At 52.5% G+C, this 15,824-nt stretch carries 12 protein-coding genes; 4 read left to right on the plus strand and 8 right to left on the minus strand.

From position 1 onward, the window contains the following. Position 1: 1 nt before the first annotated feature. The gene (locus tag EYB48_RS16755) at positions 2–235 is read right to left on the minus strand and encodes a TIGR04438 family Trp-rich protein (protein WP_162021528.1); all 234 of its coding nucleotides are present in this window, start codon (positions 233–235) and stop codon (positions 2–4) included. 157 nt (positions 236–392) lie between these two features. On the opposite strand from EYB48_RS16755, the gene EYB48_RS16760 reads away from it, so the two are divergent. Further along, the gene (locus EYB48_RS16760) at positions 393–701 is read left to right on the plus strand and encodes a c-type cytochrome (protein WP_162021529.1); all 309 of its coding nucleotides are present in this window, start codon (positions 393–395) and stop codon (positions 699–701) included. An 89-nt stretch (positions 702–790) separates the two neighbouring features. Here EYB48_RS16760 and EYB48_RS16765 read toward each other — a convergent pair whose 3' ends face one another. From EYB48_RS16765 to folD, 7 genes are all read right to left on the minus strand, one after another. Then, a complete protein-coding gene (locus tag EYB48_RS16765; RefSeq protein ID WP_162021530.1) occupies positions 791–1,936 on the minus strand; it encodes a branched-chain amino acid ABC transporter substrate-binding protein in 1,146 nt (381 codons plus the stop codon). Positions 1,937–2,410: 474 nt separating this feature from the next. Further along, positions 2,411–3,670 (minus strand): D-amino acid dehydrogenase, encoded by a 1,260-nt coding sequence (locus tag EYB48_RS16770; RefSeq protein WP_162021531.1) that lies wholly within the window; start codon positions 3,668–3,670, stop codon positions 2,411–2,413. A gap of 120 nt (positions 3,671–3,790) precedes the next feature. After that, positions 3,791–4,180: a hypothetical protein gene (locus EYB48_RS16775; RefSeq protein ID WP_162021532.1), complete on the minus strand. Its 390-nt coding sequence runs from the start codon at positions 4,178–4,180 to the stop codon at positions 3,791–3,793. Position 4,181: 1 nt separating this feature from the next. After that, a complete protein-coding gene (locus EYB48_RS16780; protein ID WP_162021533.1) occupies positions 4,182–4,598 on the minus strand; it encodes a DNA polymerase III subunit chi in 417 nt (138 codons plus the stop codon). A gap of 3 nt (positions 4,599–4,601) precedes the next feature. Further along, positions 4,602–5,222, minus strand: a complete 621-nt coding sequence (locus tag EYB48_RS16785; RefSeq protein WP_162021534.1) for a glutaredoxin family protein — start codon at positions 5,220–5,222, stop codon at positions 4,602–4,604. A gap of 21 nt (positions 5,223–5,243) precedes the next feature. Beyond that, complete coding sequence (locus tag EYB48_RS16790; protein ID WP_162021535.1) at positions 5,244–7,310, minus strand: M3 family metallopeptidase; 2,067 nt, start codon at positions 7,308–7,310, stop codon at positions 5,244–5,246. A 2-nt stretch (positions 7,311–7,312) separates the two neighbouring features. Then, positions 7,313–8,158, minus strand: a complete 846-nt coding sequence (folD, locus tag EYB48_RS16795; protein ID WP_162021536.1) for a bifunctional methylenetetrahydrofolate dehydrogenase/methenyltetrahydrofolate cyclohydrolase FolD — start codon at positions 8,156–8,158, stop codon at positions 7,313–7,315. Between the two features lie 363 nt (positions 8,159–8,521). Between folD and EYB48_RS16800 the strand changes: the two genes are divergently transcribed. The 3 genes from EYB48_RS16800 (at position 8,522) to aceF (ending at position 15,822) form a co-directional block, all read left to right on the plus strand. Further along, complete coding sequence (locus EYB48_RS16800; RefSeq protein ID WP_235935229.1) at positions 8,522–11,311, plus strand: TonB-dependent receptor; 2,790 nt, start codon at positions 8,522–8,524, stop codon at positions 11,309–11,311. Positions 11,312–11,719: 408 nt separating this feature from the next. Then, entirely contained in the window at positions 11,720–14,416 is a 2,697-nt protein-coding gene (gene aceE, locus EYB48_RS16805; RefSeq protein ID WP_162021537.1) for a pyruvate dehydrogenase (acetyl-transferring), homodimeric type, read from the plus strand. A gap of 83 nt (positions 14,417–14,499) precedes the next feature. Next, positions 14,500–15,822, plus strand: a complete 1,323-nt coding sequence (aceF, locus tag EYB48_RS16810; RefSeq protein ID WP_162021538.1) for a dihydrolipoyllysine-residue acetyltransferase — start codon at positions 14,500–14,502, stop codon at positions 15,820–15,822. The last annotated feature ends 2 nt before the right edge of the window (positions 15,823–15,824 follow it).

Consider the following 15,824-nt stretch of genomic DNA (forward strand, 5'->3'; position numbering starts at 1 on the left):
CTTACTGTCGGCCAGTCTTTTTATCGAAAGTTCGCTTGATACGCTCTTGCTTCATTTTCTCATAGTGCGCACTGTCCTGGCGTTTATCCAGTCCAAAGAAACGCTCGAAAAATTCAAACCAAAGGAAGGCAAATCCAGCGAGTCCGACTATCCACCACCACGACATAGCGGCGAAAATGGAGACTTCAGCCAACTTTAACACCACTAACAAAATCAGAGGAATGATGAGCAGCATAGAACCGTATCCTTTAGTTAAAGCACACCGTCAGACAGTCGACGTAATGTGTGAAGAGTAAAGCGGTATTTGTAACAGGTCAACACTTTCTCAAGTTCTGTTCTAACTTGAGAAAATACAGCTAAAATGAACGCGCATTTTTAACCTGGAGAGAGCAATGAAAAAAACTGTATACGCAGCAGCACTGATGGCTGTTTTTGCATCTGGTTCCGCAATGGCTAATGCTGATCTGGCAAAGGCAAAAAACTGTATGGCTTGCCATAACGTGGATGCTAAAGTGGTTGGTCCTGCTTACAAAGAAGTCGCAAAAAAATATGCAGGCGATAAAACAGCAGAAGCCAAGCTGATTCAAAAAGTATTGAAGGGTGGTTCTGGTACCTGGGGCGCGATCCCTATGCCAGCGAATGCACAAGTCAGTGAAGCCGAAGCGAAAACGCTGGTGAAATGGATACTGGCATTGAAATAATGCATGCAGCGGCCGGTTCCGGCTGCTGAGATGCAATAAAAAAACCGGCAGTGCGAACTGCCGGTTTTTTTTATTGCGTGTAAGGCGGATTACTTAGTTACAGTCAGCTGTTCACGCTTACCTGCTTTGTAAGTGAACAAAGTCAGTGTACCGTCTTTGATGTCGCCTTTGTCATCAAATGCGATATCGCCAGTCACACCTTTGTATTTGATCTTTTTCAGCATAGGCAGGTATTTTGCCGGTTCAGCAGAGTTAGCCTGCTTCATCGCTTCTACCATGGTCATGACTGCGTCATACACATACGGTGCATAGATCTGTACTTCTACACCAAATTTTTTCTTGTATGCGGCTTTCCAGTCATCATTGATTTTTTTCTGTGCATCCAGAACACCACCGGCTTCCGCGCAGACGACCTGGCCTTCACCGATGCCATCGCCAGCCAGTTCAACCAGTTTCGCAGTACAGATACCGTCACCACCCATGAATTTAGCATTCACGCCCAGTGCTTTCATCTGACGCAGCATAGGACCTGCAACAGAATCCATACCACCGAAGAAAATCAGGTCAGGTTGTTTTGCTTTGATGGTAGTCAGGATCGCTGCAAAGTCATTGGACTTGTCTGTCGTATGTTCCTGTACCACGATTTCAGCGCCTTTACCTTTTGCGCCTTTGATGAATTCTTTAGCCACGCCTTCACCATACGCGGTTTTGTCGTCGATCACAGCGACTTTCTTCGCTTTGGAAATCTGTACTGCGTAACGGCCTAATGTGCCACCCAGCTGACCGTCATTCGCTACTACGCGGAACGCGCCTTTGAAACCCTGATTAGTGTAAGGAACGGCTGTTGCGGAAGGGGAGATCTGAGGAATGCCTGCATCGTTATAAATTTTGGAAGCAGGAATAGTCGTACCGGAATTCAGATGGCCGATAACGCCGTTGACTTTCGCGTCAACCAGTTTTTGCGCAACGGTAGTGCCTTGTTTTGGATCGCCGCCATCATCTTCTGCCAGCAATTCGAATTTTACTTTTTTGCCGCCGATGGAAACGCCTTTAGCGTTCAGCTCTTCAATCGCCATTTTGGCGCCGTTTTCATTGTCTTTACCCAAGTGGGCAATCGCACCGGACACAGGGCCCACGTGACCGATTTTTACTACCATTTCCTGAGCTGCCGCAGAACCAGCGAAAGCGAAAGCGATTGCGCCAGCCAGTGGAATCATTTTAGTTTTGAACGACATGAACATACTCCTAAGGTTTATTTTAAGTAGGACAACAATACTGCTAACCAACTTATTCAGAAAACTGAATAGACAAAAGGTACAACAGAAATTTTATTTCTCAAAGCTATTTTCTGCGGTTTTTTCTGCCAAGCAGCATTTTTTATATGCCTGGTTTTTGGGAGGATTTGCACCAAAATTGTTCGTCAACTGAGCGTGTTTTTTTGTGAGAAAGTGGCTAAACCCTCAGTGCAAAAGCAAACAAGGCAGACTGAGGAATTAAACCTGTGCGGTGCAGCATGGTAAATGCTGGTGGAGTCGGGTGCAGTATTGCTGGGTAAAGCGCAATTCAGGATATTTGATGAAGGGATATTTTGCATAATTATGGTGCATAGCAACAAGAATACGCTACACGATGTAGTGATCTCTATGCCTGCAAATTACGGTGCGCTTGAGGTGTGCCCAGATAACGCTGCCGCAGTAAAAATGCTCAGTTCAGCCTGAAAATTGAAAATCGACTTCAGGCTGCCGTCCGGCCATGATATCGGCCAGCGCATGCGCAGATCCGGCGGCCATGGTCCAGCCCAGACTGCCATGTCCTGTGTTCAGATACAGATTCGGAATCCGGCTGCGTCCGATATACGGGCGATTGGACGGCGTCAGCGGGCGTAGCCCGGCCCAGAAATTGGGCTGCTCATAATCGCAGGCATCAGGGAATAATTCCCGGGTACGACGGCGCAGTGCTTCGCAGCGCACAGGATTGAGCGCTCGGCTGTAGTCGTTAATTTCGCAGGTTCCTGCCACGCGTAAGCGTGAACCCAGACGCGAGAACACCAGCTTATGCGCATCATCGGTCAGCGATACCTCAGGCGCAGCCCGGGGATTGGTCACATTAAAGGTCGCCGAATAGCCCTTAGCCGGAAAAATCGACAGCGGTATTCCGAGCGGCCTTAACAGCGAAGCTGAGTAACTGCCCAGTGCCATGACATAGGCGTCGGCCGTCAGTTGTTGGTGTTGTCCTTGCGGATTAATCATTTCAACGGCCAGTAGGTTGTCGCCTGCTGCATCCGGAATCAGGCGGGAAATCTCGCTCTGGAATAAAAACTGCACCCCAAGCTTGCGGGCTTGTTGCGCGAGCTGCTCGGCGAACATCCTGATGTCACCGGACTCATCGCTGGCGGTGTAATCTCCACCGACCAGCCGCCGGGCAATCGGATGTAGCGCCGGTTCGGTTTGCAGCACCTGCTCACGCGTCAGGGTCTGGCGCTCACAGCCGAGTTCACGCATTAGCGCAGCAACACGCTGGGCGCGGCTGAACTCCTGTTCATCGGTATAAAAATGCAGGATGCCGCGCTGTAAATCATCGTAGGCAATCCCGGTTTCTGCGCGTAGTTGTATCAGGCAGCGCCGGCTGTAGTCGGCCAGTGCCACGATCTGACGCAAATTCTGCTTTGTTCTGTGTGGGCTGCATTCGCGCAGAAATGCCAGCGCCCAGCGCCACTGCTGCCAGTCCGCATGCAGGCGGAATAACAGCGGCGCATCTTCTTTGCCAAGTGAACGTAACAGGATGCCGGGTGCAGCGGGATTGGCCCAGGGTTCGGCATGCGAGACTGAGATCTGGCCGCCGTTGGCAAAGCTGGTTTCCAGCGCCACTGCAGGCTGGCGGTCTATCACGGTGACTTCGTGCCCCTGACGCGCCAGATACCAGGCACTGCAGGTGCCGATGATGCCAGCGCCAAGGACGATCACTTTCATGGTTAAGAGTCTTCGCAAAGTCTGACAGTCGGATAGTCTGACTGTGAGATAGTTACTGAGGAGAGTATTGAGCTGGTACTGACCAGCCTGAGCGCAGCCTTGCTCAGGCCGCGCTGCGCTTTATTTGCCTGAGCGCAGTTTGGAAATTTCCTGATTCACCGAGCGTGTGATCAGTTCTTCCAGCGATTTGCTAAGACCGGCCCGGATATCGTTTGCCAGTTTATCCACCGCTGTTTGCAGTACATCGGCCAGTCCATCTCTGACGCGGTGCTCCAGTACGAAATCCACGCGCGTCAGCACTTGTTTGAGCACGGCTTCTTTTACATTCTGTTCCAGCTCTTGCCAGTCTTGCTGAGGCTCGTTATTCGTGGCTTGTTCCATAGCCGCGCTCATGTCGTCCTGCACCACTGGCAGCTGCGTAGCGGGCGCAGGCTGTGCTGCGCTTGCTTCTGCATCAGGCAAAATGACCTCAGTCAGAACGGGAATATTGGCATCGATCAGATTACTCATATTATTTGGCTGGGTAGTGGCTGAGGCTATGCCCCTGCTGTTGATAATGGCGATAGCGTTCACGCCCGGACAAGGTCGCTGCCTGGTCCTGGCTCACGATTTCTATCATGCGGCCAAATTGCTGATAATGTTCAGGCACGCTGCTGCTCAGATTGATCAGCAAATCAAAATGCGGACTGTCATTGAGCCTGCCTGCACTGAAAATGATGGGGGTGAGACTGGCGTATGCATGGTCCATACCTACATGCGGCAAAAACTCCGCTTCCGTCAGCGTCCACAGCGCTTCATCCAGCTGACGTAGCTGGCTGGTATCTGTATCAAACACCACCAGCCTGGCGCCAGCGTTATAGGCTTTGCGTATCAGGCGGCAGGTGTAATTCAGCTTGTCGGCGACATTGCTGTGAAAGTCTATCTTCATTGTTCAGAACCGGAATCCATTGTCAGCTTCTTTTTTCACAGGTTCAGGCTGCTTCTTTTTCTTCGCAGCTGGTTCTGCTGCCTTGTTTGCGGCAGCTGTGACGGGCGCAGCACTTTCCGCAGCCGGGTAGCGGTAATCGCCGGGCAGCATATTAGTGGCCGGGTAACCGGCACTGCTGAGCGCGCCTTTCCAATCCTCGGTATTGTAACCATGCAGACCGCGGCCACCCACTTGCAAATAAGGCAGTTGGATATCGCCACTGACTTGCTGCAGCTTGTCACTGTCTTCCTTGGTTTTCACTGTTTTTTCGGAAAACGGAACGCCCGCAGACTTCAACAAGGATTTGCCTTCATTGCAAGGCGCGCAGTTATTGCCGGTATAAATCGTGACCGGGTTTTTACCTACAGCCAGTGACAGTTCGTAAGGAAAACGATTACTTTCGGCCGCAGGATTCAGGCTGCGGGTTTCCAGCAGCTTTTGATTGGCGGCCGGTGGGGTGTCGGAATACGTGATTTTCCCGTCCGGACCCACTGTCTTGTACAACTGCGCCTGGGCTTGCGCGGCACATAGCAGCATGGTGCAGGCCAGCAGGGCAGGGCGGAATGCTTGGGGCAAAGTAGGCATAAATTTCTCCATTGGCTGGGCTCAGGCGGCCATGCCGCTATGACGTAATAAGGCATCGATGGCAGGCGCTCTGCCACGGAAGGCCTGGAAGGATTCCAAGGCCGGGCGCGAGCCGCCAACTTCCAGAATCTCACGCCGGAAGCGTTCGCCGGTCGCAGCCGACAGACTGCTGCCTTCCTGCGCTGCCGTCTCTTCAAATGCCGCATACGCATCGGCGGATAAGACTTCTGCCCATTTATAACTGTAATAGCCAGCCGCATAGCCACCGGCAAAAATATGGCTGAAGGAATGCTGCATACGGCTGAAGGCCGGCGGCATCAGTACCGCAACTTGCCGGCGCACTGCATCTACCACATTTTGTATGCTGACACTGCTGTCAGCCGGATCGAACTCACTGTGCAGGCGCATATCCATGAGCGAAAACTCAACCTGACGCAGGGTTTGTAAGCCGGACTGGAAGTTTTTGGCTGCAATCATTTTGTCGTACAGCGCGCGTGGCAGCGTCTCACCTGTATCGATGTGCGCAGTCATTTCCTGCAACACGTCCCACTCCCAGCAGAAATTCTCCATGAACTGAGATGGCAGCTCGACCGCATCCCACTCCACACCGGAAATGCCGGACACCGACAAATCGTCGACCTGGGTCAGCATATGATGCAGACCGTGACCGAATTCATGGAACAGGGTGATCACTTCATCATGGGTGAACAAGGCCGGGCGTGCTACGCCATTGATACTGAGCGGTTCTGAGAAATTACAGACCAGATACGCGACCGGGGTTTGTATGCGTTCACCGATACGACGGCGGCCGCGCGCATCATCCATCCAGGCGCCGCCACGCTTACCGGAACGTGCATATAAATCGAGGTAAAACTGACCGAGTAATTGCCCGTCTTTTTCTATGCGGAAGAATTTGGCATCCGGATGCCAGGTAGGTGCCTGATCCGGCAAAATCGAGACTGAGAACAGGGTTTGGATGACACGGAATAAACCGGCCACGACCTTATGTTCAGGGAAGTATTGTTTGACTTCCTGCTCAGAAAACGCATAACGCTGTTCACGCAGTTTTTCAGACACGAATGCGACATCCCAGGCTTGCAGCTCAGTCAGGCCGCATTGTTCCTGTGCGAATTGACGCAGTTCTTGCAAATCCTGCTCAGCATAGGGACGCGCACGCTGTGCCAGATCTTCGAGGAAGCTGATCACTTGTGCCGGCGAATCAGCCATTTTGCTGACCAGCGAGACTTCAGCAAAATGCGCATAGCCGAGCAGCTGCGCTTCTTCACGCCGTAAGGCCAGTAATTCACGCATGATGGCACTGTTATCCCAGTCAGGATTTGCACCCAGTTCTGAGGCTTTGGTCGCATTGGCGCGATAAATCTGTTCGCGCAGATTGCGGTTTTCTGCATATTGCAGCAGGGGATAATAAGACGGGAAATGTAGCGTGAATTTATAGCCGGACTTGCCGTCTTTTTCTGCCGCTGCCTTGGCGGCATGAATCACATCTTGCGGCAAGCCGCTGAGTTCTTGTTCAGTGTCCACCCACAGACCGAAATCATTGGTGGCATCGAGCACGTTTTCAGAAAAACGGGTGGTCAGCGCAGCTTGCTGTTCCTGAATTTCTGCATAACGCTGCTTTTTGTCGTCCGCTAATTCTGCGCCGCTCAGGCGGAAATCGCGGATCGCATGTTCGACGATGGTTTTGCGCGCCTGTGAGTACGTAGAAAAATCCGGACTTGCCTGCAGTGCTTTATAGCGCTCAAACAGCGCCAGATTCTGCCCGAGCTCGGTCCAGAATTCAGTCACAGCGGCCTGATTGTCGTTGTAGGCTGCACGCATTTCCGGTGTGTCAGCAACGGCATTCAGATGGCCGACCACACTCCAGGCGCGTCCGAGTTTTTCAGTCGCCTCTTCCAAAGGCTGGACGAAATGTTCCCAGTCCGGCGCCTCGCTTGCGCTGCTCAGACGGGCCACGACTGCGCGCGCCTGACTCAATAATTCGGCAATTGAGGGCGTTACCTGTTCGGCACGGATATCTTGAAAACGGGTCAGATCACTCTGGTCCAGCAATGGATAGGCTTGCTTCATATTTACATTCTTTCTGCAGCTTCGATAGTATTCACCAGTAACATCGTGATGGTCATAGGGCCAACGCCACCCGGTACCGGTGTGATGTAACCCGCGACTTCTTTACTTGGCAGGTAATCGACGTCACCACACAGCTTGCCTTCATCATCGCGGTTCATGCCGACGTCGATCACGACTGCGCCTGGCTTAATCATATCGGCAGTGACCAGATTACGTTTGCCAGTGGCGACAACCAGGATGTCGGCATTGCGGGTGTGTGCGCCCAGATCACGGGTCTTGGAATTACAGATGGTGACGGTAGCGCCAGCTTGCAAGAGCAGCATAGCTTGCGGCTTGCCGACGATGTTAGATGCACCGACCACGACCGCGTTGGCGCCGCGTACCGGGTAATCAATCGATTCCAGCATTTTCATCACGCCATACGGTGTGCATGGACGGAACAGCGGCTGGCCGGTCATCAGCAGACCGGCGTTACTGATGTGGAAGCCATCAACGTCTTTCTCTGCCGCGATCGCTTCGATGACTTTATTGGCATTGATATGCGCTGGCAAAGGCAGTTGCACCAGGATGCCGTGGATTTTCGGGTCCTGATTCAGGCGGGTGATATGCGCCAGCAATTCAGCTTCACTCAGATTGCCTTCGTATTTTTCCAATACCGAATAAAAGCCGCAATCCTCGCAGGCTTTGACTTTATTACGTACATAGACCTGGGAGGCGGGATTGTCGCCAACCAGAATTACTGCCAGACCAGGTTGCTGGCCTTTTGCAGTCAGGGCGGCGGCACGTTGTTTAACGTCAGCGCGGATTTGTTGGGAGAGTTCGGTTCCGTTGATGATTTGGGCGGTCATGATGGTGGGTAGAGAGCTAGGTGAAAGCGAGATTATAAAGGATGCAGCCAGGCTATAACGTATCAGCGGGTGCCTGCCCTTCAGTGTTTGGACTCTACACCTTTCTGGCTGTCTTTTTTTTAGGCATCTTAGTTGAGTTTTTTATACGTGTTTATACTTGGGTGTAAGCTGTTTTGTTGTTTTTTCGTAACTTCAATTCATAATTCGTTGACACTTAAAACGCCAGATGGCTTCATCTGGTTTGTGAAAATTGATTTTCAGAATTGCATTGAATTATTGAAATCTGATTGAAAAATTTTCTGGAACGGCCAGTAACTGGCGCTAGTTGGTGTTAATTAAAATGTATAAAATTGGAGTGTGACAATGTATAAAGAGAAAGTATTAGCGCGCTCATTGCGCGTGATGTTTTCCGGCAGCCTGATGGTGGCTGCCGGCATCGCAGCCTTGCCTGCCCAGGCGCAGGAAGAAAGCAAGATTCAGCGCGTGGAAGTCACGGGTACCAATATCAAACGTGCAGAAGCAGAAACAGCTTCCCCGGTACAGATTATCAACCGGGCTGAGATCGATAAGTCTGGTAAGGCGACCGTGGCGGAGTATCTGCAAACGCTGGCTGCTGACGGCGCAGGCTCGCTGCCGACTGGCTTTGGTAATGGTTTTGCGGCGGGTTCCACCGCGATTTCCCTGCGTGGTCTGGGCGCGACTTCGACGCTGGTGTTGCTGAATGGTCGCCGTATGGCATCGTTTGGCCGTGCCGACGACGGTCAGAAAACCTTTACCGATCTGAGCACCATTCCTATGGAAGTGGTCGAGCGCATCGAGATCCTGAAAGACGGCTCCTCCGCGGTGTATGGTGCGGATGCGATTGCAGGCGTGGTCAACATTATTCTGAAACAGAATTACAAAGGCATCGTTGCTTCCGCCTCCGCCGGTACCTCCAAATACCATGACAATAATCAGACCAAGGCCTCGCTGACAGCCGGTTTTGGTGATTATGATGAAGATCGCTACAACGTGATCCTGAATGCAGAAGTGTATAAATCCAATGAGATTTATAACAAAGAGCGCAAGGGCCGTGACTGGATCGGTGCTGGTGATCTGCGTCCTTGGGGCTATCCGCTGGCAACGCAATTTGCCGTTGGCTACATTTCTGGCAATAACTCTGCCACCGCCAGCCCGGCCGGTTCTCTGCGTGATCCGAAAACTCTGGATTATGTCTCTTTGCCTGGTTGCTCAGGTTTGTCCGCGATTACTAATCAGGATCCGAAAGGTGGCTGTCTGTGGAATCAGGATCAGTTCCGTTCCATGCAGCCACAAATCGATGGCGTGAACCTGTTCGCGCGCGGCACCTGGAAGGTGTCTGAAGATCTGCAAGCCTATGCAGAGTTTGGTTATTCCCAGCGTAAAACAGGCTTTGATCTGACGCCGCCGAGTATCACACCTACCGTCGCTTTCCCGCCAAATGCCGGAAATCCGAATGGTGTCATCAACTACGGTAACACCATGCTGCTGGGCGCAACCCATCCGCAGAATCCTTATGGCGTTCCTGTACGTATGCGTTATTCTGCGTTTGATATCGGTGTCCATCGCCGCAATGCAGATAACTCCTTCAACCGCTTTGTCGTAGGCCTGAAGGGTAATTACGCAGGCTGGGATTTCGACACTGCGTTCCTGCATTCGGAATCCAAGCTCAAGCTGGAATACACCAATATGCTGAATATGTCGGCGCTGAAGTCGGCGCTGGGTGATTCGACCAGTCCTTACTTCCCTTACTACATCGGTGCCCAGGCTGGTAAAAATTCCGCCACTTTATACAATGCACTGCGTCGCACTGCAGTCGCAGATGGCAAAACCCAGATGGATATCATCGACTTCAAGGCTTCGCGTGAATTGATGAAATTACCGGCCGGTTCGCTCGGTCTGGCAGTGGGTGCGGAATACCGCAAAGAATCGTATGACTCTCCGGCACTGAGCGGCAGTGAAGACGGTTCGATCAACTCCAGCTATGTGGCAGCAAAAGGCGATGAAAAGGTCTATGCGCTGTATGCTGAAGTGCTGGCACCTATCGTTAAATCGGTAGAAGCCTCTGCTGCAGTCCGTTACGACAAATACACCAACTTCAATTCCACCACGCCAAAACTGGGTATCAAGTGGACGCCGCTCAAAGAACTGGCTTTGCGTGGCACGTATTCTGAAGGCTTCCGTGCACCGGGTGCCGCTGAATCCGGTCCGACCAGCCAAAGTACCGGTTCCGCCACCGTGCGTGATCCTGTACGCTGCCCGAACGGTACACCGCTGCCAGGCGCAACCACGACTGACTGCTCGCTGACTGTGGCTGCGGTGAAAGTGGGCGATCCTAGCCTGCAACCGGAAACCTCCAAAGGCTATACCCTGGGTATGGTCTGGGACCCGCTGCCTAACACCAGCTTCGCGATCGACGCCTGGAAAATCAAACGCAGTAATGAAATCAACCCTCTGGCCTATGCCGAAGCGGCTGCCTTGCCAACCGCGATCCGTCAGGATAACAACCTGACGATCAATGGAGTGGTGGTGCCTAACACTGGTACCCTGGTGATTTCCAAAGCGCCTTACCGTAACTCCAGCTTCACAGAAATCCGTGGTCTGGATCTGGATGCGAAACAACGTTTCAATCTGGGTGAATACGGCAAGCTGACAGCGGATCTGCGCTGGACTCACGTCATTTCCTGGAAGCGCGTAGAGAAGAGCGGCATTTCTTATGAATACGTCGGCACCCATGGTAACTGCGACACCTCCAACTGCGCCGGTACACCAGCAGACAAAGTCAATTTTGTACTGGGCTGGGATAAAGGCGACTGGAATGTGACGGGTCTGGTCAACTATCGCGGCAAAATGAAGAATGTCTTTTTTGAAGGCGACCTGTGCGCTTCCAAACTGGCTGACGGCAGCAATGCGCCAACTGCGGATTGCACACTGGCTTCGTTCACGACGGTTGATCTGTCTTTCCGCTGGAAAGCCATGAAAAATCTGGAAGTGTTTGGTTCGGTGCAGAATCTGTTCGACAAAGTGGCTCCGCTGGACCCGCTGACTTATGGTGGCATGAGCTACAACCCTATGGATGCCAGCGGTGCAATTGGCCGTTACTTCAAAGTAGGTTTGAAGTATCAGTTCAAATAATTCTGTGAACAGGTCGACGCAGCAGGGCTAAGTCGTGCTGTGTCCGCCTAAGCAAGCAAACATTTGAGCTGGTAGTTGATAAGTAGTCAATACGCAGTCAATAAGAAGTAACAATAAAAGCAGGGCAATGAGCAATCATTGTCCTGCTTTTTTTCGTCATGCGTGCTGGTGAAACCATGACAAAAAAACGACAGCTTACCTGATGGAATGTAGTGACTTGATGAAACAAACATGGCTTTTCATAGTGTGTTGCAGTGCAAACAAAATCCCGTATTATGAAATCAAATATCACTATTTGGAAAATGAAAAAAGCCCTGTTAGAATGCTTAAGCTAAAAAAATTGAAGCTGTAAATTCGTCGAAATGCTAACGCGCGTTGTACTCATCAGCGCACCAACCGGAGACCCGTATGTCACCTCAGATAGACCAAGTTCTGGCGCAAGCCGTTAATGATCCTGATGTCATGGAAACCAACGAGTGGTTAGATGCACTCGAAGCTGTGATCGAGCTTGAAGGTCCGGACCGTGCCCACTATCTGATGGAGCGTATGCTGGATCTGGCACGCCGTCGCGGTGCCCATATCCCTTTCTCCAGCAATACTGCTTACGTCAATACCATCCCGGCTGATCAGGGTGTACATTGCCCGGGCAACCTGGAAATCGAAGAACGTCTGCGTTCTTACATGCGCTGGAATGCGATGGCGATGGTGGTCAAGGCCAATCGTGTGGATGGCGACCTTGGTGGTCACTTGTCCAGCTTTGCCTCGCTGGCGAACATGCTGGGCATAGGCTTTAACCACTTCTGGCATGCACCGACCGAAGAACATGGCGGCGACCTGCTGTACATTCAGGGCCACTCCGCACCTGGCATTTACGCCCGCGCTTTCCTCGAAGGCCGTATCAGCGAAGAACAGTTGCTGCACTTCCGCCGCGAAGTCGATGGCAAAGGCCTGTCTTCTTATCCGCATCCAAAACTGATGCCAGACTTCTGGCAATTCCCTACCGTATCGATGGGTCTGGGCCCTTTGATGGCGATTTATCAGGCCCGCTTCCTGAAGTATCTGCATGCACGTGGCATTGCTGATACAGAGAAGCGTAAAGTCTGGGCCTTCTGCGGTGACGGTGAGATGGACGAACCGGAATCCATGGGCGCGATCGGTATGGCTGGCCGCGAACAGCTGGACAATCTGGTTATCGTGGTCAACTGTAATCTGCAGCGCCTCGATGGTCCGGTACGTGGTAACGGCAAAATCATTCAGGAACTCGAATCCGACTTCCGTGGCGCTGGCTGGAATGTCATTAAAGTGATCTGGGGCGGTGGCTGGGATGAATTGCTGGCGAAAGACAAAGAAGGCATCCTGCAAAAAGTGATGATGGAAACCGTAGACGGTGAATATCAGAACTACAAAGCCAAAGACGGTGCCTATGTGCGTAAGCACTTCTTCGGCAAGCATCCGAAATTGCTGGAAATGGTCAGCAATATGTCGGATGACGATATCTGGCGTCTGACCCGTGGTGGTCATGACCCACACAAAATTTATGCAGCATTCAAAGTCGCGCAGGAAAACAAAGGCCAGCCGACTGTGATTCTGGCTAAGAGTATCAAGGGCTTTGGCTTCGGTAAGGCTGGTGAAGCGCGCAATACGGCGCATAACACCAAGAAGCTGGACGATGAAGCGATCAAAGCGATGCGTGACCGCTTCCAGTTGCCTATCGCTGACGAGCAATTGCCGGAAATCCCATTCTTCAAACCTGCGGATGACACGCCGGAAATGCAGTATCTGCATGAGCGCCGCCGTGCTCTGGGTGGTTACCTGCCACAACGTCGCCAGAAAGCGGATGAACAGCTGGTAGTGCCAGCGCTGTCTGCGTTCCAGGCTATGCTGGAGCCAACTGCTGAAGGCCGTGAAATCTCTACCACTGCAGCCTATGTGCGTATCCTGACCGCCTTGCTGCGTGATGCCAGTGTTGGTCCGCGCGTCGTGCCTATCATGGTTGATGAATCGCGTACTTTCGGCATGGAAGGTCTGTTCCGTCAGATTGGTATTTTCAGCCAGGTAGGTCAGCTGTACGAACCGGTCGATAAAGACCAGGTCATGTACTACCGTGAAGATAAAGCCGGTCAGATTCTGCAAGAGGGTATCAATGAAGCCGGTGGTATGAGTTCCTGGATCGCTGCGGCGACTTCCTACTCGACCAATAACCGTGTGATGATCCCGTTCTACACCTATTACTCGATGTTTGGTCTGCAGCGTATCGGCGATCTGGCCTGGGCTGCGGGTGATATGCGCGCACGCGGCTTCCTGCTGGGCGGTACGGCTGGCCGTACCACACTCAATGGCGAAGGTTTGCAGCATGAAGATGGACACAGCCACATCCTGGCGTCCACCATCCCGAACTGCGTACCTTACGATCCGACCTTCGCGCATGAAGTGGCTGTGATCATCCACGACGGTCTGCGTCGCATGATCACCAACCAGGAAGACGTGTTCTACTACATCACACTGATGAACGAGAACTACAGCCATCCAGGTATTCAGCCAGGTCAGGAAGAGGGCATCCTGAAAGGTCTGTACCCGTTGCAGAAAGCACCGGAAGTCACTAAACACCGTGTCCAGTTGCTGGGTTCCGGCACTATTCTGCGTGAAGTGATTGCTGCTGCTGAATTGCTGAAAAACGACTGGGGTATCGCTGCCGATGTCTGGTCTGCGCCATCCTTCACGTTGCTGGCACGCGATGGCCAGGATGCTGAACGCTGGAACATGTTGCACCCGACCGAAAACGCGCGTCTGCCTTATATCACTGAATGCCTGCAAGATACCCAGGGCCCTATCGTGGTATCGACCGATTACATGCGTACTTTTGCAGAACAGGTCCGTGCTTTCATTCCTAAAGACCGCAGCTATAAAGTTCTGGGTACCGATGGCTATGGCCGTTCCGATACCCGCGCCAAACTGCGCGAATTCTTTGAAGTTAACCGCTACTTCGTCGTCATCGCTGCACTGAAGAGCCTGGCGGACGAAGGCGCTTTGTCTGCTTCCGTGGTTGCCCAGGCAATCGCCAAGTACGGCATTGATGCTGATAAACCAAATCCGGTGACTGTGTAATGTCAGCGCCGGGGGATGCGATGCGTCTCCCGGCTGGCTGCACACGACGCACCCTACCAAAGATACGCAAACGGAGCTAATTTATGAGCGCAATTGAAGTCAAAGTCCCGGATATCGGCGATTTCAAAGAAGTCGAGATTATTGAAGTGATGGTCAAAGTCGGCGACACCATCAAAGTGGATCAATCCCTGATCACCGTAGAATCTGACAAAGCCAGTATGGAAATTCCTTCCAGCCATGGCGGCGTCGTCAAAGAAATTAAAGTGAAGCTCGGCGATAAAGTCGCTGAAGGTTCCTTGCTGCTGATCGTGGAAGCCAGCGCTGATGTGGCGGCACCGGCACCAGCGGCAGCGCCTGCTCCGGCAGTGGCACCAGCAGCGGCACCAGCGCCAGTTGCTGCTGCACCGGCTCCTGCTCCAGCGCCCGCACCTGCGGTTGCAGTTGCAGCGCCAGTCGCCACCGCTGCTGCGGGTAAGGCACATGCTTCCCCGTCCATCCGTAAGTTTGCACGTCTGCTCGGCGTGGATCTGAGCCGTGTAGCCGGTTCTGGTCAAAAAGGCCGTATCACTCAGGAAGACGTACAGAACTTCGTCAAGGGTATTATGGCTGGTTCGACTGCAGTCGCTGCCGTAGCACCAGCCGCACCGGTGAATGGCAGCGGCACTGGTCTGAATTTGTTGGCCTGGCCTTCGCTGGACTTCAGTAAATTCGGTGCCACCACAACCCAGCCACTGTCCCGTATCAAAAAGCTGTCTGGCCCGAATCTGCATCGCAACTGGGTCATGATCCCGCATGTCACGCATTTTGAAGAAGCCGACATCAGCGACCTGGAAGAATTCCGTAAGTCGTCTAACGAAGCACTGGCAAAATCCGGAGTCAAGCTGACGATGCTGGCGTTTGTGATCAAGGCGAGTGTGGCAGCACTCAAAAAATTCCCGGCATTTAATGCTTCACTCGATGCAACTGGCGAAAACCTGATCCTGAAACAGTACTACAACATCGGTTTCGCGGCGGATACGCCGAATGGCCTGGTAGTACCGGTGGTGAAAAACGCGGATCAGAAAACTGTCTCTGAGATCGCACGTGAAATGGGCGAACTGTCAGCGCAAGCGCGTGACGGCAAACTCAAACCGGCCGATATGCAAGGTGCGACATTCACGATTTCCTCTTTAGGCGGCATAGGCGGCACTGCGTTCACGCCGATTATCAATGCACCTGAAGTCGCGATCCTGGGCTTGTCCAAATCCGGCATCAAACCGGTATGGGATGGCAAGCAATTTGTGCCACGCCTGATGCTGCCTTTGTCGCTGTCGTATGATCACCGCGTGATCGACGGCGCGATGGCTGCCAAATTCGCTGCCTATCTGGCCGATATCCTGGCCGACATGCGTAAAACCTTGCTGTGAAT

Origin of the sequence: Cognatundibacterium crateris, from assembly GCF_010078235.1 — a bacterium.
Taxonomy (GTDB): Bacteria; Pseudomonadota; Gammaproteobacteria; order Burkholderiales; family Burkholderiaceae_D; genus Undibacterium; species Undibacterium crateris.